Source organism: Pseudomonas sp. GW821-FHT11G12 (assembly GCF_058808055.1).
The window spans coordinates 132,350-153,253 of sequence record NZ_JBXARH010000007.1; the positions used below are offsets into that span (position 1 = coordinate 132,350).

13 protein-coding genes are annotated in these 20,904 nt (G+C 61.5%); 6 read left to right on the forward strand and 7 right to left on the reverse strand.

Going from position 1 to position 20,904, the window contains the following annotated elements; all coding sequences use genetic code 11:
• Positions 1 to 102: 102 nt before the first annotated feature.
• Positions 103 to 318: a ribosome modulation factor gene (gene rmf, locus AC1RR7_RS20745; protein ID WP_003223300.1), complete on the reverse strand. Its 216-nt coding sequence runs from the start codon at positions 316 to 318 to the stop codon at positions 103 to 105.
• 530 nt (positions 319 to 848) lie between these two features.
• Between rmf and rlmKL the strand changes: the two genes are divergently transcribed.
• Together rlmKL and AC1RR7_RS20755 are read left to right on the forward strand one after the other, a co-directional pair.
• Positions 849 to 3,119, forward strand: a complete 2,271-nt coding sequence (gene rlmKL / locus AC1RR7_RS20750) for a bifunctional 23S rRNA (guanine(2069)-N(7))-methyltransferase RlmK/23S rRNA (guanine(2445)-N(2))-methyltransferase RlmL (protein WP_493158308.1) — start codon at positions 849 to 851, stop codon at positions 3,117 to 3,119.
• Between the two features lie 144 nt (positions 3,120 to 3,263).
• Positions 3,264 to 5,648, forward strand: a complete 2,385-nt coding sequence (locus AC1RR7_RS20755) for a sensor domain-containing diguanylate cyclase (protein ID WP_493158310.1) — start codon at positions 3,264 to 3,266, stop codon at positions 5,646 to 5,648.
• A gap of 59 nt (positions 5,649 to 5,707) precedes the next feature.
• Here the strand turns inward: AC1RR7_RS20755 and dacB are convergent, their stop codons facing one another.
• On the reverse strand, positions 5,708 to 7,168 hold the full coding sequence (gene dacB, locus AC1RR7_RS20760; protein ID WP_493158311.1) for a D-alanyl-D-alanine carboxypeptidase/D-alanyl-D-alanine endopeptidase: 1,461 nt from the start codon (positions 7,166 to 7,168) through the stop codon (positions 5,708 to 5,710).
• A gap of 233 nt (positions 7,169 to 7,401) precedes the next feature.
• On the opposite strand from dacB, the gene AC1RR7_RS20765 reads away from it, so the two are divergent.
• The gene (locus AC1RR7_RS20765; protein WP_493158313.1) at positions 7,402 to 7,746 is read left to right on the forward strand and encodes a YggL family protein; all 345 of its coding nucleotides are present in this window, start codon (positions 7,402 to 7,404) and stop codon (positions 7,744 to 7,746) included.
• A gap of 58 nt (positions 7,747 to 7,804) precedes the next feature.
• On the opposite strand, the gene AC1RR7_RS20770 is transcribed toward AC1RR7_RS20765, so the two are convergent.
• On the reverse strand, positions 7,805 to 8,995 hold the full coding sequence (locus tag AC1RR7_RS20770) for a benzoate/H(+) symporter BenE family transporter (protein WP_169429571.1): 1,191 nt from the start codon (positions 8,993 to 8,995) through the stop codon (positions 7,805 to 7,807).
• A 224-nt stretch (positions 8,996 to 9,219) separates the two neighbouring features.
• Between AC1RR7_RS20770 and AC1RR7_RS20775 the strand changes: the two genes are divergently transcribed.
• Entirely contained in the window at positions 9,220 to 9,984 is a 765-nt protein-coding gene (locus AC1RR7_RS20775) for a GntR family transcriptional regulator (protein ID WP_064378756.1), read from the forward strand.
• 213 nt (positions 9,985 to 10,197) lie between these two features.
• Here the strand turns inward: AC1RR7_RS20775 and guaD are convergent, their stop codons facing one another.
• The 4 genes from guaD to xdhA form a co-directional block, all read right to left on the reverse strand.
• Positions 10,198 to 11,502 carry a guanine deaminase gene (guaD, locus tag AC1RR7_RS20780; RefSeq protein ID WP_493066303.1) on the reverse strand — a complete coding sequence of 435 codons (1,305 nt, stop codon included), beginning with the start codon at positions 11,500 to 11,502 and terminating at the stop codon, positions 10,198 to 10,200.
• A gap of 13 nt (positions 11,503 to 11,515) precedes the next feature.
• Positions 11,516 to 12,373 (reverse strand): xanthine dehydrogenase accessory protein XdhC, encoded by an 858-nt coding sequence (xdhC, locus tag AC1RR7_RS20785; RefSeq protein ID WP_493158314.1) that lies wholly within the window; start codon positions 12,371 to 12,373, stop codon positions 11,516 to 11,518.
• A gap of 125 nt (positions 12,374 to 12,498) precedes the next feature.
• Complete coding sequence (gene xdhB, locus AC1RR7_RS20790; RefSeq protein ID WP_273536068.1) at positions 12,499 to 14,892, reverse strand: xanthine dehydrogenase molybdopterin binding subunit; 2,394 nt, start codon at positions 14,890 to 14,892, stop codon at positions 12,499 to 12,501.
• The gene (gene xdhA, locus AC1RR7_RS20795) at positions 14,885 to 16,339 is read right to left on the reverse strand and encodes a xanthine dehydrogenase small subunit (RefSeq protein WP_493158316.1); all 1,455 of its coding nucleotides are present in this window, start codon (positions 16,337 to 16,339) and stop codon (positions 14,885 to 14,887) included. Before xdhA ends, xdhB begins: the two co-directional genes overlap by 8 nt.
• Positions 16,340 to 16,605: 266 nt before the next feature.
• Between xdhA and AC1RR7_RS20800 the strand changes: the two genes are divergently transcribed.
• Positions 16,606 to 17,265, forward strand: a complete 660-nt coding sequence (locus tag AC1RR7_RS20800; RefSeq protein WP_096822502.1) for a GntR family transcriptional regulator — start codon at positions 16,606 to 16,608, stop codon at positions 17,263 to 17,265.
• A 2-nt stretch (positions 17,266 to 17,267) separates the two neighbouring features.
• Entirely contained in the window at positions 17,268 to 20,756 is a 3,489-nt protein-coding gene (gene smc, locus AC1RR7_RS20805; protein WP_493158317.1) for a chromosome segregation protein SMC, read from the forward strand.
• Positions 20,757 to 20,904: the final 148 nt, after the last annotated feature.

Below are 20,904 nucleotides of genomic sequence, written 5' to 3' on the forward strand. Positions count from 1 at the left end.
CTCGAAGGAGCCCCTGGGCCGTAGCCCGCCGTCCGGGAAGGACGTGCATGGTGATCAGGGTGTTGCGAAATCAGATTGTCGTGTCGGAATAAGTGCCCTGTGTCAGCCGACGGCGTGAAGTTCGTTGAGTCTGTGGATTCCCGCAGTGCCGGTCATACCGTCCCAGTTGTCGCCGCGTCCTTCTCGCCAGCCGTTGATCCAGGCTTGACGTACCGACGGTAGAGTAAATGGGCAAAGCTCACGGGATTTGCCACCAACGCCATATTGATATCCGCGCAAAAATGCTCTTTCCAACGGATCACGCTTAAGTCTTCTCATAGGGTGTTTCCCTCACTTGTTGACTGTTTTTGTCGCGTCGACCTCAATTGAGGTCTGGCAGAAAAACTCTGCCGTTGGCGGCTCGCTGCCGGCGTGGCGAGCCAAGGTGTTGACGCCGTTGCGACGTCAACCTGTGTCCAGTTCTAACCAATGAGTCACATCGAGGGAATGACCGTTTTGTCATAAGGACGTAACGAAAAGGATGCTATGGCGATAAGTAACGCCAGGTTTCATGAATGTTTATTCACCAAACCCCGGTATGATCGGCCCTGCACTGTATGACAGGTTTAATTCCTTAGTGAGAATGACCCACGTTTACCGTCGGGTACTTTTCGACGAAGGGTTGCTTTGAGTCATTTTGTTGCATCAACTTTTTTATCTGTCCCGGCATCTAAGCTCTTTTAACCCGAGCAGCGGGGATGGAACGGCACACCTTCGTGCCACGCGGGCGCTCTTGTAGAAAAGCGCCTGATTGAAAACCGGATCGGCAATGCGTTGCCGGTTCATTAGCCAAAGGCTCTGGAAAAACCATGTCCGACCGTTTCGAACTCTTCCTCACTTGCCCCAAAGGCCTTGAAGGCCTGCTCATCGAGGAAGCCGTCGGGCTTGGCCTTGAAGAAGCCCGCGAGCACACCTCCGCCGTGCGTGGCATGGCGACCATGGAAACCGCCTATCGCCTGTGCCTCTGGTCGCGTCTGGCCAACCGCGTGTTGCTGGTGCTCAAGCGCTTCCCGATGAAAGACGCCGAGGACCTGTATCACGGCGTGCTCGACGTCGAGTGGCAGGACCACATGCTGGCCGACGGCACCCTGGCCGTTGAATTCAGCGGCCACGGCTCGGGCATCGACAACACCCACTTCGGCGCCTTGAAGGTCAAGGACGCCATCGTCGACAAACTGCGCACCCCGCAGGGCGACCGTCCAAGCATCGACAAGCTCAACCCGGACCTGCGCATTCACCTGCGTCTGGATCGCGGCGAAGCGATCCTGTCCCTCGACCTCTCCGGCCACAGCCTGCACCAGCGCGGCTACCGTTTGCAGCAGGGCGCTGCGCCGCTGAAGGAAAACCTCGCGGCGGCGATCCTGATCCGTTCCGGCTGGCCGCGCATTGCCGCCGAAGGTGGCGCGCTGGCTGACCCGATGTGCGGTGTCGGCACGTTCCTGGTCGAAGCCGGCATGATCGCCGCCGACATGGCGCCGAACCTGCGTCGCGAGCAGTGGGGCTTTACCGCCTGGCTCGGTCACGTACCGGCGCTGTGGAAGAAACTGCATGAAGAAGCTGCTGAGCGTGCTGCTGCCGGTCTGGCCAAGCCGCCGCTGTGGATCCGTGGTTATGAAGCCGACCCACGGCTGATCCAGCCGGGCCGCAACAACGTCGAGCGTGCCGGTCTGAGCGAATGGATCAAGATCTATCAGGGCGAAGTCGCGACCTTCGAACCGCGTCCGGACCAGAACCAGAAAGGTCTGGTGATCTGCAACCCGCCGTACGGCGAGCGTCTGGGTGACGAAGCCAGCCTGTTGTACCTCTACCAGAACCTCGGCGAGCGTCTGCGTCAGGCCTGCCTGAACTGGGAAGCGGCGGTGTTCACCGGCGCGCCGGACCTGGGCAAGCGCATGGGCATCCGCAGCCACAAACAGTATTCGTTCTGGAACGGCGCGCTGCCGTGCAAGCTGCTGTTGATCAAAGTGCTGCCGGATCAGTTCGTCACCGGCGAGCGTCGTACTCCTGAGCAACGCCAGGCCGAGCGCGAGCAAGCCGCTTACGATCAGACGCCGGACGAGCCGCAAGAACGCAAGTACAACAAGAACGGTAACCCGATCAAACCGACGCCGGCCCCGGCTCCGGTGATCGAGCAGCCGCGCCTGAGCGAAGGCGGGCAGATGTTTGCCAACCGCCTGCAAAAGAACCTCAAGGCGATGGGCAAGTGGGTCAAGCGCGAAGGCATCGACTGCTACCGCGTCTACGATGCGGACATGCCGGAATACGCCATGGCCATCGACCTGTACCACGACTGGGTGCACGTTCAGGAATACGCCGCGCCTAAATCGATCGACCCGGAAAAGGCCTCGATCCGCATGTTCGACGCCCTGGCTGCCATCCCGCAGGCGCTGAACATCGACAAGAGCCGCGTGGTGGTCAAGCGCCGCGAGCGTCAGAGCGGCACCAAGCAGTACGAACGTCAGGCGGCTCAGGGCAAATTCAACGAAGTCACCGAAGGCGGCGTGAAGCTGCTGGTGAACCTCACCGACTACCTCGACACCGGGTTGTTCCTCGATCACCGGCCAATGCGCATGCGGATCCAGAAAGAGGCGGCCGGCAAGCGCTTCCTCAACCTGTTCTGCTACACCGCGACCGCCAGTGTGCACGCCGCCAAGGGCGGTGCGCGCAGCACCACCAGCGTCGACCTGTCGAAAACCTACCTCGACTGGGCACGCCGCAACCTGTCGCTCAACGGCTTCTCCGACAAGAACCGTCTGGAGCAGGGCGACGTGATGGCGTGGCTGGAAAGCTGCCGGGAAGAGTACGACCTGATCTTCATCGACCCGCCGACTTTCTCCAACTCCAAGCGCATGGAAGGGATCTTCGACGTGCAGCGTGACCAGGTGCAGTTGATCGACCTGGCCATGGCCCGACTGGCAACGGGCGGGGTGTTGTACTTCTCCAACAACTTCCGCAAGTTCCAGCTGGAAGACAACCTGGCCGAGCGTTATGCGGTCGAGGAAATCACCGCCAGCACCATCGATCCGGATTTCGCCCGCAACGGCAAGATCCACCGCGCCTGGAAAATCACGGCCCGTTGACACTCTGATCAGTTGGATCCACAGAGCCTTGATTTTTAAGGCTCTTGGATCCGATCAGAGCTAGCCAAATTAGTGGCTAATAGCTATAACTCACTCACGGCCAATGGGGTTATCCCGCAAGTACTGGCGTAGTGAGTGGCCCTTATGTCGTTGCACCCCGTGCGCCCAAAGATCCTGGGTTTTATCAGCGAAGAAGTCTCGGCCTGGCTGGTCGCGCTGCTGGTATTGCTCGCCGGCGGGATTCTCACGGGGCTGCTCGCCTGGGCCACCCTCAATCAGTTTCACAGCCAGTTGCGCCAGCGTTTTCAACTGCTGGCCAATGAGCGCTACAGCCGCATCGAAGAACGTTTTCAGGATCAGGAGCAACGCCTCGATGGCCTGCGCCGGTTCTTCGCCAACTCCGAATCGGTGTCCCGCGCCGAATTCGACGGCTACACCCAACCTTTATTACTGCGCACCCAGGCCTATTCGTTCGCCTTGCGGGTGAGCGGTTCCGAGCGCGCCGCGTTCGAGCAGCGGGTGCGTGACGAAGGCCTGCCCACCTTCAGCGTGCGTGAATTGAATGCCCGCGGTGAGCTGCAACTGGCGGCGGCCCGGGATGAATACGTCGTCGTGGTGTACAGCCAGACCCAGAGCCGGCTCGGTTCGCCGCTGGGTTATGACTTGCTGGCCCAGCCGTTGCGTCGCTCGACGCTGGAACGCGCCGATCAGCTCGGCGGCCTGGCGGTGTCGCAGCCAATGCATCTGGTCAGCATCGAACCGGCCTATGCGCGGGGCGTGCTGCTGGTGGCGCCGGTACTGCGCGAGGGCGAGCCCAAGGCGTTCGGTTATGTGATGGCGGTGATCAGCATGCGCCAGTTGCTCGCCGATGGCCTGCCGGACGCGCTGCATGATTACCTGTCGGTACGGATCCTCGATCTGTCGACCAACGATCAGCACGAGGTGTTGTTCGAATCGACCAATGAACCGGCGCCGAGTGATCTGTCAGCCACGCGGCTGGTGCGCATGGCCGACCACGACTATCAGGTCGATATCTCGCCCAGCGAGTCCTTCCTGCAGGCCAACCATTCGTCGGTTGGCAGCGTGGTGGTCCTCGGCGGTTTGCTCAGCCTGCTGCTCAGTGCGTTGCTGTATGTGCTGGTCAGTCAGCGCCAGCGGGCCCTGCGCATGGTCGAGTTGCGCACCCAGGAACTGCATGAGCGTGAACAGGAACTGCGGGGCACCCACGGCCAGTTGCGCGGGGTGCTCAACGCGGCGACTCAAGTGGCGATCATCGCCACCGACCTGCGCGGCGTGATCAACACCTTCAACCCCGGCGCGGAGCAGATGCTCGGTTACCGCAGCGCCGAGGTGGTCGGCCACATGACCCTGGAAAACCTGCATTTTCCTCGGGAGCTGATCACCCGTGCGGCGGAACTGAGCGCCCGCTATGGCAAGAGCATTCCGACCTGCCAGGCGATGCTGGTGGAGGGTGGTGAAGTCGGCGGGCATGAGGCGCGCGAGTGGACGCTGGTGCGCAAGGACGGCAGTCATCTGCCGGTAAACATGCTCGCCACCCCGGTGCTCGATGAGCAGGGGCTGTGGGTCGGGCACCTGGCGATCTGCATCGATATCACCGAGCGCAAACGCGTCCACGAAGCGTTGGCGGCGCGGGATGTGCTGTTGAAGAAACTCAGCGCCCACGTTCCGGGCGGGATCTATCAGTTCAAGATGGAATTCGACGGGCGCTTCAGCGTGATCTACGCCAGCGACGGCATCCGCGAGATCTACGAGCTGGAACCCGATGTGTTGCTGCTCAATGCCGAATCAATCTTTACCCGCATTCATCCGCAGGACGTCAGCCGCGTACGCAAATCGATCCGCGCCTCGGCGGACAACCTCAGCCCGTGGCGCGAGGAATACCGCGTGCAATTGCCCGAGCGCGGCCTGCGCTGGGTGCGCGGCGAAGCGACTCCCGAGGAACTGCCGGGCGGCGGCGTGCTGTGGCATGGCTACATCTCGGACATTTCCGACCTGAAACGGGTGGAAGAAGAGTTGCGCGCACTGTCGGTGACCGACGCGCTGACCGGCATCCACAACCGGCGTTATTTCCAGGAGCGCCTGACCACTGAAATGGCCCGGGTCGAGCGCGGAGGCGGCGAACTGTCGGTGATCATGCTCGATATCGATCACTTCAAACGGATCAACGATCAGTATGGCCATGCGGTCGGCGACCGGGTGTTGCAGGCGGTGTGCGAGCGCATCGGCCATCGCCTGCGGCGTACCGACGTGTTCTGTCGCCTGGGCGGCGAGGAGTTCATGGTGCTGTGCCCGGACATCGACGGTGATCACGCGTACATGCTGGCCGTGGAGCTATGGCAAGGCCTGCGCGGTGCGCCGGTGGATGTGGTGGGCGTGGTGACGGCCAGTTTCGGGATTGCCAGTTGGCGGCCGGGGGAGGGCGCGGATGCGCTGTTGCTGCGGGCGGATTCGGGGGTTTACGCGGCGAAGCAGGGTGGGCGGGATCGGGTCGAGCGGCAGATGAACTGATCCTGTTTGCCATGTGATCGTTCCCACGCACTGCGTGGGAACGATCTTGCCAGGGCGGCTTACAGAACGGAAGCCGTCTGCGGCGCTCGCGGCTGTTTGTAGAGATCCAGCAGCACCTGATCCAGCACCGACGATGCACCGAACGGTGCCTTGTCGTTGAGGATCGCCACCACCGCCCAGGTGTTGCCGTTGACGTCGCGGCTGAAACCGGCGATGGCGCGCACGGTGTTCAGGGTGCCGGTCTTGACGTGGGCTTCACCGCGCATCGCGGTGGTCTTCAGGCGTTTGCGCATGGTGCCGTCGGTGCCTGCAATCGGCAGCGAGCTGATGTACTCGGCGGCGTACGGGCTATGCCACGCGGCTTGCAGCATGGCGGCCATTTCCCGGGCGCTGACGCGCTCGGCACGGGACAGGCCGGAGCCGTTCTCCATCACGAGGTGCGGCGCGGTGATGCCTTTCTTCGCCAGCCACTGACGTACCACGCGCTGCGCCGCCTTGGCGTCATCGCCGTCGGCGTCGTTGCGGAATTTCTGGCCCAGGCTCAGGAACAGCTGCTGAGCCATGGTGTTGTTACTGTATTTGTTGATGTCGCGGATGATTTCCGCCAGGTCCGGCGAAAACGCGCGGGCCAGCACCTTGGCGCTGCTCGGCGTCGGGGCCAGGCGATCCTTGCCCTGGATGCTGCCCCCCAGTTCCTTCCAGATCGCCCGCACGGCGCCGGCGGTGTAGGTCGCGTGATCGAGCAGCGACAGATACGTCTGCGAGCTGCAGCCTTCGCCCAACTGGCCGGCAACGGTCACGGTGACGCTGCCATCGGCCTGCGGCACCGGGTTGTAGCGCACGCCGCCGGTGCACTGTTTCGAGTTCACCGCTTTGACGGTGTTTTCGATGTTGATGCTGGCAATCGGCGGTTCGACCGAGATCAATACCCGGCCATTGTCATTGCGGGCCACGAAACGCAGGGCCTTGAGGTTGACCAGCAGCGAGTCCGGCTTGACCAGGAACGGTTTGTTCTCGTCGTTGCCGTCATCGTTGAATTCCGGCAGTTGCGGCTGCACGAAGAAACTGCGGTCCAGCACCAGGTCACCGGTGATCTGAGTCACGCCGTTGGCGCGTAGGTCGCGCATCAGCAGCCAGAGTTTTTCCATGTTCAGTTTCGGATCGCCGCCACCTTTGAGGTAGAGGTTGCCGTTGAGGATGCCGCTGTTCAGATCACCGTCGGTGTAGAACTCGGTTTTCCACTGATGGTTGGGGCCGAGCATTTCCAGCGCCGCGTAGGTGGTGACCAGTTTCATGGTCGAGGCCGGGTTGACCGACACGTCGGCGTTGTACACGGTCGGCGTGCCCGGACCATCCAGCGGCACCATCACCAGCGACAGGGCGCTGGGTTGCAGCTTGCTGGCCTTGAGGGCTTTTTCGACGTTGGGTGTCAGGGCGGTGTTGATGGTGGCAGCGGAAACAGGCAAGGCCAGGGGCAGAAGAAGGCCGGCCAGGAGCAGGGGACGCAACGATTTGATCATATGAAATAAAACCCTACAGCCGAGGGGAAAAAGACGAGGACATGGATGAAAAGGTCCTCAGTGGTCATGAAAGTGTCGGCATTATGCCCCAAGGTGTAACAGCTTGTGCCTTTCGCAAGGGTGCCAATTCGTTATTTTTTTACGGGCGGTCGCACGCTCGTCCCGGATAGGCGGGCAATCGCCGCCTTAAACTGGTAAAGTGCCGGCCGTTATTACTTAAGAGGATTGTTCCAATGGCGACTAACCGTTCCCAGCGTCTGCGCAAAAAACTGTGCGTCGATGAATTTCAAGAGCTGGGTTTCGAACTGAACCTGGGCTTCAAAGAAGACCTGTCCGAAGAAGCCATTGACGCTTTCCTCGAAGCATTCATCAAAGAAGCCATGGAAGCCAACGGTCTGGGCTATGTCGGCGGCGACGACTTCGGTCTGGTTTGCCTGCAGAAGCGTGGCTCGGTCTCCGAAGAGCAGCGCGCTGCTGTCGAAGCCTGGCTGAAAACCCGCTCCGAGCTGACCACCACTGAAATCAGCCCGCTGCTGGACGTTTGGTATCCGGAAAAGCCGATCAACGCGGCCCAGTGATACTGAAAAAAACGGCGACCCGAGGGTCGCCGTTTTTTTATGCCTGCTTTTTAACGAATCATGCCTTGCGCCAGTTGAGGATCAGCAAGGTCAACACCCCCGCGACAATCCCCCAGAAGGCCGAACCGATGGAAAACAGCGTCAGCCCCGACGCCGTGACCATGAAGGTGATCAGCGCCGCTTCCCGTTCCTTCACCTCGGTCATGGCAATGCTCAAGCCGTTGATGATCGAACCGAACAGCGCCAGCGCGGCAATCGACAGCACCAGTTCCTTGGGCAACGCGGCAAAAAGCGCCGCCAGCGTGGCGCCGAACACCCCGGCAATCCCGTAGAAAATCCCGCACCACACCGCTGCGGTGTAGCGTTTGTTGCGATCTTCGTGGGCATGAGGCCCGGTGCAGATCGCCGCGCTGATCGCTGCCAGGTTGATGCCGTGGGAACCGAACGGCGCCAGCAGCAACGACGCGATGCCGGTGGTGGTGATCAACGGCGAGGCCGGTACGTTGTAGCCGTCGGCCCGAAGGACAGCGACACCGGGCATGTTCTGCGAGGTCATCGCCACCACGAACAGCGGAATGCCGATGCTGATGGTCGCCGCGAGGGAAAAGTGCGGCGTGGTCCAGACCGGTGTCGCCACTTCCAGGTGAAAACCGCTGAAATCCAGCAGCCCCATGAAGCCCGACAGCGCGGTGCCGATCAGCAGCGCGGCCAGCACCGCATAACGCGGCGTCAGGCGTTTGACTACCAGATACGTGAAGAACATTCCCAGTACCAGCCCGGTGCGGTGCTGCGCGGCGACGAAGATTTCGCTGCCGATCTTGAACAGAATCCCCGCCAGCAATGCGGCCGCCAGAGAGGCCGGGATCTTTTTCACCAGCCGTTCGAAGCTGCCGGTCAGGCCACAGATCGTCACCAATACGGCGCAGGTAATGTAGGCGCCGATGGCTTCGCCGTAGGTAACGCCGCCGAGGCTGGTGATCAGCAAGGCTGCGCCGGGCGTCGACCAGGCAATGGTGATCGGCGTGCGGTAACGCAGCGAAAGGCCGATCGAACACACCGCCATGCCGATGGAGATCGCCCAGATCCACGAGGAAATCTGCCCGCTGCTCAGGCCCGCCGCCTGCCCGGCCTGGAACATCAGCACCAGCGAACTGGTGTAGCCGGTCATCATCGCGATGAATCCGGCGACGATGGCGGAGGGCGATGTGTCCGCAAAGGGGCGCAGTCGGGTGTGGGTGATTTCGTTCATGACAGCGGCGTTCCTTGTTCAAGCCACGGATTTCGGGTTTAAGCCTAAACTCAAACGTAACGATGCGTTGCAATACAGCCGAAGTCACAAACAGCCGTACAGTCGTGTTGCCACCTTCCATTGTGTACAATCGCGCTGTTTTTTACGCGATACTTGCCAGCGACCCACTGTGCCGTATTACAGTCACGGTCAATTCGCCGCCGTTCTTCCCGACTCGAGTGCCCATGAACGAACAGTTGCAACCCCTCAAGAAACAACCGCGAGCAGGCAAAGCCGGCCGCAGCGGAACCCAGGACGATATTGTCTATGCGCATATCTTCGAGGCCATCCTCGAACAGCGTCTGGCGCCCGGTACAAAGTTGAGCGAAGAAGCGCTGGGGGAAATTTTCGGGGTCAGCCGCACCATCATTCGCCGCGCACTTTCGCGTCTGGCCCATGAAGGCGTGGTGCTGTTGCGGCCGAACCGTGGCGCGGTGGTGGCGAGCCCGAGCGTCGAAGAAGCGCGTCAGGTGTTCCTCGCTCGCCGTCTGGTGGAGCGCGCGATCACTGAACTGGCGGTGCAGCACGCAACGGCCGAGCAGATCGCCGAATTGCGCCAGATGGTCAACGACGAACGTGACAGCTTCTCCCGTGGCGATCGCGGTGCCGGCATCCGCCTCTCGGGCGAATTCCACCTGAAACTGGCCGAAGCGGCGAAGAACGCGCCATTGATCAGCTTCCAGCGCAGCCTGGTTTCGCAGACTTCGCTGATCATTGCCCAATATGAAAGCGGCAACCGTTCGCACTGTTCCTACGACGAGCACACCCAGTTGATCGACGCCATCGAAGCGCGTAACGGCGAGCTGGCGGTGGACCTGATGATGCATCACATGGATCACATCGACAGCAAGCTCAACCTCGACGAGGAAAGCGCTTCGGACGATCTGCATGCGGTGTTCTCGCACCTGTTGCAGACCAAGAAGCCGGGGCGTCCGGCGGCCAAGCTCTGAAGCGAATCGACAGGCAATAAAAATCCTCCGGACTGAAAAGTACCGGGGGATTTTTTTTGTTTGTCTGTCTGATCCTGATCGTCTGATCGTTCCCACGCTCTGCGTGGTAACGCCTCTGGGGACGCTCCGCGTCCAGTGACGCGGAGCGTCACGGGCTGCATTCCCACGCAGAGCGTGGGAACGATCAGCGCGGGGGCGAGCAGTGTCGGAGAGTTAGCGCTGATGCACCAGCGCGCCTGCTGCGTAGGTCTGGGCCACAGTGCGGTCATCGCCCAGGGTCATCAGCACGAACAGCGTTTCGGCAATGTTGTTGGCCTGCTTCAGGCGGTAGCTCAGCAGCGGCGTGGCGTTGTAGTCGAGCACCAGGAAGTCGGCGTCGGAGCCCGGTTGCAGGTTGCCGATCTTGTCTTCCAGACGCAGCGCCCGCGCACCGCCGAGGGTGGCGAGGTACAGCGACTTGAACGGGCTCAGGCGCGCACCTTGCAGCTGCATCACCTTGTAGGCTTCGTTCAGGGTTTGCAGCAGCGAGAAACTGGTACCGCCACCGACGTCAGTGCCAAGGCCGACGTTCAGTTTGTGCTTCTCGGCCATCGGCAGGTTGAACAGGCCGCTGCCGAGGAAGAAGTTCGAGGTCGGGCAGAACGCGACCGCCGAACCGGTTTCCGCCAGGCGCGCGCATTCGTCGTCGCACAGGTGAACGCCGTGGGCAAACACCGAACGCTCGCCGAGCAATTGATAGTGGTCGTAGACGTCGAGGTAGCCCTTGCGCTCCGGGAACAATTCCTTGACCCACTCGACTTCCTTGAGGTTTTCGCTGATGTGGGTCTGCATGTACAGATCCGGGTATTCACCGAGCAACTGGCCGGCGAGGGTCAGTTGCTCCGGGGTGCTGGTCGGGGCGAAGCGCGGAGTCACGGCGTAGTGCAGACGACCCTTGCCGTGCCAGCGCTCGATCAGCGCCTTGCTGTCGACGTAGCTCGATTCCGGGGTGTCGGTCAGGTAATCCGGCGCGTTGCGGTCCATCATCACTTTGCCGGCGATCATCCGCAGATCCAGCTTCTCGGCCGCTTCGAAGAACGAGTTCACCGATTGCGGGTGCACGCTGCCGAACACCAGCGCGGTGGTGGTGCCATTGCGCAGCAGTTCCTTGATGAAGATGTCCGCGACTTCATCGGCGTGGGCCTTGTCGGCGAACTGGCTTTCGCACGGGAAGGTGTAGGTGTTCAGCCAGTCCAGCAGTTGCTCGCCGTAGGCACCGACCATGCCGGTCTGCGGCAGGTGGATGTGGGTGTCGATGAAGCCCGGGGTAATCAGCGCATCCTTGTGATGCGTGATCTCGATGTCCGCCGGCAGCGTCGGCAGCAGTTCGCTGGCGTGGCCGAGGGCGCTGATCTTGCCGTCATCGACCACCAGCAGGCCGTCCTCGAAATACTCGTAGGAGGCTTCGATGCCGACCTCGGCAGGGTCGGCGATGCTGTGCAGGATGGCGGCGCGGTAGGCTTTGCGAGTCAGAGGCATGAGGGTTCTCTAATCAGTTTGAGGCTTTGAGTGTGGCGGCCTGACTGCGGCGGGAAACCGGCAGCAGTTTGGCAATCGGTTCGGCGCTGGCGGTGTGCTGGCCGAAATTGGCGTTATAGGTGGCGATGATTTCGCCGGCGATGGAGATGGCGATTTCCACAGGCAACTTGCCTTTGACTTCGCCGATGCCCATCGGGCAGCGCATGCGTTGCACGACACTGGCGTCGAAACCACGGTCACGCAAGCGGTGTTCGAACTTGGCGCGTTTGGTCTTCGAGCCGATCAGGCCGAACCAGGTGAAGTCGTTGCGCTTGAGGATCGCGGCAGTGAGCTCCAGATCCAGCTGATGATTGTGGGTCATGACGATGCAGTAGCTGCCGGCGGGCAGGTTGTCGATTTCATCCACAGGCTCCTCGGCGAGGATTTTGCGCACGCCGTGGGGAATCTGTTCGGGAAATTCCTCTTCCCGGGAATCGATCCAGCGTACCCGGCACGGCAGGCTGGCGAGCAAGGGTACCAGTGCGCGGCCCACATGACCGGCGCCGAACACGGCAATCTGCGCCTGCACCTGGCCCATCGGTTCGAACAACAGCACCGTGGCGCCGCCGCAGCACTGGCCGAGGCTGGCACCGAGGCTGAAGCGCTCCAGATGGGTGTCCTGCTTGCCGCTGGCGAGCATCTCGCGGGCGATCTGCATGGCTTTGTATTCCAGGTGCCCGCCACCGATGGTGTCGAACGTCTGGCGGGCGCTGACGACCATCTTCGAGCCGGCATTGCGCGGCGTCGAGCCGAGCTCTTCGATGATCGTCACCAGAACGCAGGGTTCGCCCTGGTTCTGCAGGTCGGCGAGGGCGTCGATCCAGTTGTACATATCTCACCTCTCAGATCGTTCCCACGCTCGGTGGGAATGCATCACTGGACGCTCCGCGTCCGCTGTTCAGGATGCGACGCAGAGCGTCGCGGGCTGCATTCCCACGCAGAGCGTGGGAACGATCATCAGACAACCTCGGTTTCAGCTTCTACAGCTTTCACCGCTTTGAGCTGACGCATCTGCTCGCAGCCCCACAACACCCGCTCCGGGGTCGCCGGCGCGTCGATCTTCGGCTGATGCTTGTAGTCGCCGAGGCTGGCCACCGCATCCTTGATCGCACACCACGCGGCGATGCCGAGCATGAACGGCGGCTCACCCACAGCCTTGGAATGGAACACCGTGTCTTCCGGGTTCTTGCGGTTTTCCACCAGCTTCACCCGCAGGTCCAGCGGCATGTCCGCCACGGCCGGGATCTTGTAGCTGGCCGGGCCGTTGGTCATCAGCTTGCCTTTGTTGTTCCACACCAGCTCTTCCATGGTCAGCCAGCCCATGCCCTGGACGAAACCGCCCTCGACCTGACCGATGTCGATGGCCGGGTTCAGCGAGGCGCCGACGTCGTGGAGGATGTCGGTACGCAGCATCTTGTACTCGCCGGTCAGGGTGTCGACGATCACTTCGCAGCACGCCGCGCCGAAGGCGAAGTAGTAGAACGGTCGGCCACGGGCCTGGCTGCGGTCGTAGTAGATTTTCGGGGTCTTGTAGAACCCGGTGCTCGACAGCGACACCTGATTGAAATATGCCAGCTGGATCAGTGCTTCGAAGGTCAGGATGTGGTCACGAACCCGCACGTGGCCGTTGTGGAATTCCACGTCTTCTTCGCTGACCTTGTAGTGCCGCGCGGCGAATTCGACCAGGCGCTGCTTGATGATTTCTGCCGCATTCTGCGCGGCTTTACCGTTGAGGTCGGCGCCGCTGGAGGCCGCCGTCGGCGAGGTGTTCGGCACCTTGTCGGTGTTGGTCGCGGTGATCTGCACGCGGTCCATTTCCACCTGGAACACTTCGGCCACGACCTGCGCGACTTTGGTGTTCAGGCCCTGGCCCATTTCCGTGCCGCCGTGGTTCAGGTGGATGCTGCCGTCGGTGTAGACGTGCACCAGGGCACCTGCCTGGTTGAGGAAGCTGGCGGTGAAGGAAATGCCGAATTTCACCGGGGTCAGCGCCAGGCCTTTCTTCAGGATCGGGCTGTTGGCGTTGTAGCGACGGATCGCTTCGCGGCGCTCGGCGTACTGGCTGCTTTCTTCCAGCTCGGCGGTCATTTCCTCGAGCATGTTGTGCTCGACGGTCTGGTAGTAATGGGTGACGTTGCGTTCGGTCTTGCCGTAGTAGTTGGCCTTGCGCACGGCCAGCGGATCGAGGTTCAGGTGACGGGCGATGGCGTCCATTACTTCTTCGATCGCGACCATCCCTTGCGGGCCGCCGAAACCACGGTACGCGGTGTTCGACGCGGTGTTGGTCTTGCAGCGGTGACCGTTGATGGTCGCATCACCGAGGTAGTACGAGTTGTCCGAGTGGAACATCGCGCGGTCGACAATCGAGGCCGACAGGTCAGGCGAGCAGCCGCAGTTACCGGCCAGGTCCATCGCAATCCCGTGCAGGCGTCCGGTGCTGTCGAAGCCGACGTCGTACTCGACGTAGAACGGGTGGCGCTTGCCGGTCATCAGCATGTCTTCGACCCGTGGCAGGCGCATCTTGGTCGGCTGGCCGGTGAGGTGCGCGATCACCGCGCACAGGCACGCCGGGCTCGCGGCCTGGGTTTCCTTGCCGCCGAAACCACCGCCCATGCGGCGCATGTCGACGACGATTTTGTTCATCGATACGTCGAGGACTTCGGCCACCAGTTTCTGCACTTCGGTGGGGTTCTGCGTCGAGCAGTAGACGATCATGCCGCCGTCTTCGGTCGGCATTACCGAGGAGATCTGGGTCTCCAGATAAAAGTGTTCCTGGCCACCGATGTGCAGCGTGCCTTGAATGCGATGTTCAGCCGTGGCCAGTGCGGTGGTCGAGTCGCCGCGTTGATGGGTGTGGCTGTCGAGCACGAAGTGGCGTTTGCGCAGGGCTTCGACCACGTCCAGCACCGGCTCCAGATCTTCGTATTCGATGATCGCGGCCATGGCGGCTTTGCGTGCGGTTTCCAGATCCTTGGCGGCCACGGCCAGCACCGGTTGACCGACGAACTGCACGTCATCGATGGCCAGCAGCGGATCGCCCGGCAGCAGCGGGCCGATGTCTTTCAGGCCCGGCACGTCTTCGTGGGTGATGGCGATGCGCACGCCTTCGAAGGCGTAGCAGGGTTTGGTGTCGATGCTGATGATTTTCGCGTGGGCGCGATCCGACAACCGCGCGTAAACGTGCAACTGGTTCGGGAACTCGAGCCGGTCATCGATGTACTGCGCTTCACCGGACACATGCTTGGCGGCGCTGTCGTGCTTGACGCTGCGGCCAACACCGGTAGTCAGGTCTTTGGCGAACAGTTCAGCCAGTTCAGCTTGAGTTTTCTCTACGCCGTGATGGTTAGACATAAGCGGTCACCCGAGTCTCGATGTGCGGTGTTTGCAGTTCGATGAAGTATTTGCGCAGCAGGTTCTGCGCGCTGAGCAGGCGGTATTCCTTGCTGGCGCGGAAGTCCGAGAGCGGGGTGAAATCCTCGCCCAGCGCGGTGCAGGCACGTTCGACCACAGCGTTGTTGAACGGCTGGCCGAGTAGCACGGCTTCGCAGTGGGCGGCGCGTTTCGGGATCGCGGCCATGCCGCCGAAGGCGACGCGGGCGTCGGTGATCACACCGTTTTCGACGCGCAGGTTGAAAGCGGCGCAAACGGCGGAGATGTCATCGTCCAGACGCTTGGAGACTTTGTAGGCGCGAAAGCGCTGCTCGGCCGTGGCGCGAGGGACGATGATTTTTTCGATGAACTCGCTTTCCAGACGCGCGGTGACCCGGTAATCGATGAAGTAATCTTCCAGGTTCAGCGTGCGCCGGGTCTCGCCCTTGCACAGCACGATCTGCGCGCCGAGGGCGATCAGCAGCGGTGGCGAGTCACCAATCGGCGAGGCGTTGCCGATGTTGCCGCCGAGGGTGCCCTGGTTGCGGATCTGCAAAGAGGCGAAACGGTGCAGCAGTTCGCCGAAGTCCGGGTACTCGGCGTTCAACGCTTCGTAGCAATCGGAGAGGGCAGTGGCGGCGCCGATTTCGATGCGGTCTTCGAAGGTTTCGATGCGCTTCATTTCAGCGACGTTGCCGACGTAGATCATCACCGGCAGGGTGCGATGGAACTGCGTGACTTCCAGCGCCAGATCGGTGCCGCCGGCCAGCAGCCGGGCTTGTGGATACGCGTCGTAGAGATCGGCCAGATCGGCCACGGTCAGCGGCACCAGGCAGCGTTTGTCGCCGCTGTTGAGTTCGCCGATCGATGTCGGGGCAATGGCTTTGAGGCGAGTGATGGTTTCCGCTTCCCGGGCGTCGAACTGGTCCGGTTGCTTGCCGCAGCAGGATTGCTCGGCGGCAGCCAGGATCGGGCGGTAACCGGTGCAGCGGCAAAGGTTGCCGGCCAGCGCTTCGTGGGCCTTGGCATGGTCCGGTGCATCGCTGTTCTTTTGCAGGGCGAACAGCGACATCACGAAGCCGGGGGTGCAGAAACCGCACTGCGAACCGTGGCACTCAACCATGGCTTTCTGCACGCTGTGCAGTTCGCCCTTGTGCTTGAGGTCTTCGACGCTGATCAATTGTTTGCCGTGCAGCGACGAAACGAACGTCAGGCACGAGTTGAGGCTGCGATAGCGAATGTGTTCGCGGCCATCGTCATCCGTCTGCAACTCGCCGACCACCACCGTACAGGCGCCGCAGTCACCGCTGGCGCAGCCTTCTTTGGTGCCGGATTTGCCCACGTGTTCACGCAGGTAGTTGAGCACAGTCAGGTTCGGGTCCAGGGCGTGCTCGCTACGGAGTTCCTGGTTGAGTAAAAACTGGATCACGGAAGGCCTCGCAGACTCATTATTGTTGTTAAGCGACTTGAGCCGAATTTAGCAGGTCTGACTTTTCGGTCAATGGTTTTCTGACTTAAAGGTCAGGAAAAACCATTTTGTCGCTCGACAACGTGTCTATTCAGTATTGACCCTCATTGGATCAAGCGCTTTTTTGCGGGATTCGTGCCAAAAACCGCTGTGCGGGCACTCCGCCATGAACGCGCATTGCGCTACACTGCGCCGCTTGTGCAGATCGAAGAGTTTGAAGGACAACCATGACGTTCAAGGCGCCGGACAGCCTCGCCGAGCAAATCGCTCACCACCTCGCCGAACGGATCATTCGCGGCGAAATGAAGCCGGGAGAGCGTATCCAGGAACAGAAGGTCACGCTGGCGCTGAACGTCAGCCGCGGCTCGGTCCGCGAAGCCTTGCTGATCCTCGAACGCCGTCATCTGATCGCGATCCTGCCGCGTCGCGGCGCCCACGTCACCGAGCTTACGGCGCACAAGGTGCAGAGCCTGTGCACGTTGATGAGCGAGCTGTACATCCTGCTCGGCAACGCAGTGGCCAACGGCTGGCAAGTCCAGGCCGACATGGCGCCGTTCGTGCAGATCCAGCAGCGCCTGAGCGCCAGCTACGAGCGTCAGGACATCCGTACCTTCGTCGACGACAGCTTCAACGTGATGCGTGCCGCGTATCCGTTTGCCAACAACCCGTACCTGCAGGAAACCGTTGAGAACCTGCAACCGGCCATGAGCCGTGCGTACTTCCTCGCGCTGGAACAGCGCAAGGCCGAGATGAGCGAGTTCCTCGAACTGTTCGAACGCTTGCTGGCCGCCGTCCTCGCCCGTGACCTGCCGCAGATCCGCATCGTGCTGACGGCTTACGCCCAGCGCAGCTGCGATCTGGTGGTGTCCGCCCTGACGGTTGCCTGACCTTGCGGCTCAAGTGCATCAAACTGGCGGGGTTCAAATCCTTCGTCGACCCGACCACGGTGAACTTCCCCAGCAACATGGCGGCGGTCGTCGGGCCGAACGGTTGCGGCAAGTCGAACATCATCGACGCCGTGCGCTGGGTGATGGGCGAAAGCTCGGCGAAAAACCTGCGTGGCGAGTCGATGACCGACGTCATCTTCAACGGCTCGACCAGCCGCAAACCGGTGAGCCAGGCGAGCATCGAGCTGGTGTTCGACAACTCCGACGGCACCCTGCTGGGCGAGTGGGCTGCTTATGCGGAAATTTCGATCCGCCGCAAAGTGACCCGCGACAGCCAGACGACTTATTACCTCAACGGCGCCAAATGCCGTCGTCGCGACATCACCGACATCTTCCTCGGCACCGGCCTCGGCCCGCGCAGCTACTCGATCATCGAGCAGGGGATGATCTCCAAGCTGATCGAGTCCAAGCCCGAAGACCTGCGTAACTTCATCGAAGAAGCCGCCGGCATCTCCAAGTACAAGGAGCGCCGGCGCGAGACCGAAAACCGCATCCGTCGCACCCACGAAAACCTTGCCCGTCTGACTGACCTGCGCGAAGAACTCGAGCGCCAGCTCGAACGCTTGCACCGCCAGGCCGAGGCCGCCAAGAAGTATCAGGAATTCAAGGCTGAAGAGCGCCAGCTCAAGGCGCAACTGTCGGCCCTGCGCTGGCAGGATCTGAACGATCAGGTCGGCCAGCGCGAGTCGATCATCGGCAACCAGGAAATCAGCTTTGAAGCGCTGGTCGCCGAGCAACGCAACGCCGACGCCGCCATTGAACGCCTGCGCGACGGTCACCACGATCTGTCCGAGCGCTTCAATCTGGTGCAGGGGCGCTTCTATTCGGTCGGCGGCGACATCGCCCGGGTCGAGCAGAGCATCCAGCACGGCCAACAGCGCTTGCGCCAATTGCAGGACGACCTGAAAGAAGCCGAGCGCGCGCGTCTCGAAACCGAATCGCACCTGGGCCACGACCGCACCTTGCTGCTGACCCTCGGCGAAGAACTCGATCAACTGACCCCAGAGCAGGAAATCACCAACGCTGCCGCTGAAGAAGCCGCCGCTGCGCTGGAGGATTCCGAAACCGTCATGCACGGCTGGCAGGAGCAGTGGGACACCTTCAACCTGACCGCCGCCGAACCGCGCCGTCAGGCCGAAGTGCAGCAGTCGCGGATCCAGCAGCTGGAAACCAGCATGGAGCGCCTGGCCGATCGGCAAAAGCGTCTGGGCGAAGAGCGGGCGCTGCTCTCGGCCGATCCGGAAGACGCGGCGATCATGGAGCTCAGCGAGCAGCTCGCCGAGTCCGAAGCCACCCTTGAAGATTTGCAGACCAGCGAAGAAGCCCAGGTCGAAAAACTCGAGCAACTGCGCCAGGAATTGCAACAGGCGTTGACCGCGCAGCAGCAGGCGCAGGGCGATTTGCAGCGCCTCAACGGTCGCCTCGCCTCCCTCGAAGCCTTGCAGCAGGCCGCGCTCGATCCGGGCACCGGCACCGCCGAATGGCTGAAAGAACACAACCTCGCCGAACGTCCGCGTCTGGCCGAAGGCCTGAAGGTCGAGGCCGGTTGGGAACTGGCGGTGGAAACCGTGCTCGGTGCCGACCTGCAAGCGGTGCTGGTGGATGATTTCGACGGTTTCGATCTGTCCGGTTTCGCTCAGGGCGATCTGCGTTTGCTTAGCCCCGGCAACGACGGCGTGCGCGTGGCCGGCAGCCTGCTGGACAAGGTCGAGGCACAGGTGGATTTGTCGCCCTGGCTGGCTCAGGTCAAACCGGTCGACAGCCTTGAACAGGCGCTGGCCCTGCGCGGCCAACTGGCTGCCGGGCAGAGCCTGATCAGCCGCGACGGTTACTGGGTCGGCCGGCATTTTCTGCGGGTACGCCGCGCCAGCGAAGCCGAAAGCGGCATGCTCGCACGCGGTCAGGAAATCGAATCGTTGCATGCGGAACGCGAAGAGCGTGAAACCACGGTCGAGGCCATGGAAACCCGTTTACAGACCCTGCGCGCGCAACAGCGTCAGCAGGAAAACGGTCGCGAACATCTGCGTCGTTTGCTGCAGGACGAAGCCCGTCAGCAAGGTGAATTGAAAGCTCAACTGTCCGCCGGCAAAGCCAAGGCCGAACAGTTGACCCTGCGTCGTACCCGTCTCGATGACGAGTTGGTCGAGCTCGCCGAGCAGCGCGAGCTGGAACACGAAAATATCGGCGAAGCGCGGATCCAGTTGCAGGACGCCCTCGACGCCATGGCCCTCGACACCGAGCAGCGCGAGTTGCTGCTGGCCCAGCGCGACAGCCTGCGCGAACGCCTCGACCGGGTGCGTCAGGAAGCGCGTCAGCACAAGGATCACGCCCATCAATTGGCCGTGCGCCTTGGCTCATTGCGCGCACAACACGATTCGACCCGCCAGGCCCTCGAGCGTCTGGAAATGCAGGCCGAGCGCCTCACTGAAAAACGTGAACAGCTCAGTCTGAATCTGGAGGAGGGCGAGGCGCCGCTGGAAGAGCTGCGCCTCAAGCTTGAAGAATTGCTCGACAAGCGCATGAGCGTCGACGATGAACTCAAGACCGCGCAGATCGCCCTGGAAGACGCCGACCGTGAACTGCGCGATGCGGAAAAACGCCGGACCCAGGCCGAACAGCAATCGCAATTGATCCGTGGCCAGCTCGAACAGCAACGCATGGAATGGCAAGCCCTGACCGTGCGCCGCAAGGCCCTGCAGGATCAACTGCTGGAAGACGGCTACGATTTGCACGGCGTGCTCAATACCCTGACCGCCGAGGCCAGCGAGAAGGAGGCCGAAGAAGAACTTGAGCGCATCGCCGCGCGAATTCAGCGCCTGGGCGCGATCAACCTCGCGGCGATCGACGAATACACGCAACAATCCGAGCGTAAACGTTATCTGGATGCACAGGACGCCGATCTGGTCGAAGCCCTGGAGACCCTGGAAAACGTCATCCGCAAGATCGACAAGGAAACCCGTAACCGTTTCAAAGATACCTTTGATCAGATCAATGGCGGTTTACAGGCGCTTTTCCCGAAAGTTTTCGGTGGCGGGCGCGCGTATTTGGAACTGACGGGCGAAGATCTACTCGATACAGGGGTGACGATCATGGCGCAGCCGCCCGGGAAGAAGAACAGCACCATCCATTTGCTGTCCGGCGGCGAAAAAGCCCTGACCGCACTGGCACTGGTTTTTGCGATCTTCAAGTTGAACCCGGCGCCGTTCTGCATGCTCGATGAGGTTGACGCGCCACTGGATGACGCTAACGTTGGACGCTACGCACGATTGGTCAAAGAGATGTCGCAGACCGTGCAGTTCATCTATATCACCCACAACAAGATCGCCATGGAAATGGCCGAGCAGTTGATGGGTGTAACGATGCACGAGCCGGGTTGTTCGCGACTGGTAGCCGTGGATGTCGAGGAGGCGATGGCGATGGTGGATGCCTGAGCCGGCGCAGTGTCGGAAAGGTATTTGAAGGTTGTAGGACTTTTTTACCAGCTCCGACTTGCTGGCCAATCGACATATTCGCGCAAGCCAATGAGACAGACGGTGTAAAGTTGTCTTTGGTCGTGCTAGTTTAATGTCAATTTTTCGT

Bases quoted from the DNA above. Each gene is read 5' to 3' on its own strand.
- rmf (WP_003223300.1), bottom strand. From the start codon at position 318: ATGAGAAGACTTAAGCGTGATCCGTTGGAAAGAGCATTTTTGCGCGGA.
- rlmKL (WP_493158308.1), top strand. From the start codon at position 849: ATGTCCGACCGTTTCGAACTCTTCCTCACTTGCCCCAAAGGCCTTGAA.
- AC1RR7_RS20755 (WP_493158310.1), top strand. From the start codon at position 3,264: ATGTCGTTGCACCCCGTGCGCCCAAAGATCCTGGGTTTTATCAGCGAA.
- dacB (WP_493158311.1), bottom strand. From the start codon at position 7,168: ATGATCAAATCGTTGCGTCCCCTGCTCCTGGCCGGCCTTCTTCTGCCC.
- AC1RR7_RS20765 (WP_493158313.1), top strand. From the start codon at position 7,402: ATGGCGACTAACCGTTCCCAGCGTCTGCGCAAAAAACTGTGCGTCGAT.
- AC1RR7_RS20770 (WP_169429571.1), bottom strand. From the start codon at position 8,995: ATGAACGAAATCACCCACACCCGACTGCGCCCCTTTGCGGACACATCG.
- AC1RR7_RS20775 (WP_064378756.1), top strand. From the start codon at position 9,220: ATGAACGAACAGTTGCAACCCCTCAAGAAACAACCGCGAGCAGGCAAA.
- guaD (WP_493066303.1), bottom strand. From the start codon at position 11,502: ATGCCTCTGACTCGCAAAGCCTACCGCGCCGCCATCCTGCACAGCATC.
- xdhC (WP_493158314.1), bottom strand. From the start codon at position 12,373: ATGTACAACTGGATCGACGCCCTCGCCGACCTGCAGAACCAGGGCGAA.
- xdhB (WP_273536068.1), bottom strand. From the start codon at position 14,892: ATGTCTAACCATCACGGCGTAGAGAAAACTCAAGCTGAACTGGCTGAA.
- AC1RR7_RS20800 (WP_096822502.1), top strand. From the start codon at position 16,606: ATGACGTTCAAGGCGCCGGACAGCCTCGCCGAGCAAATCGCTCACCAC.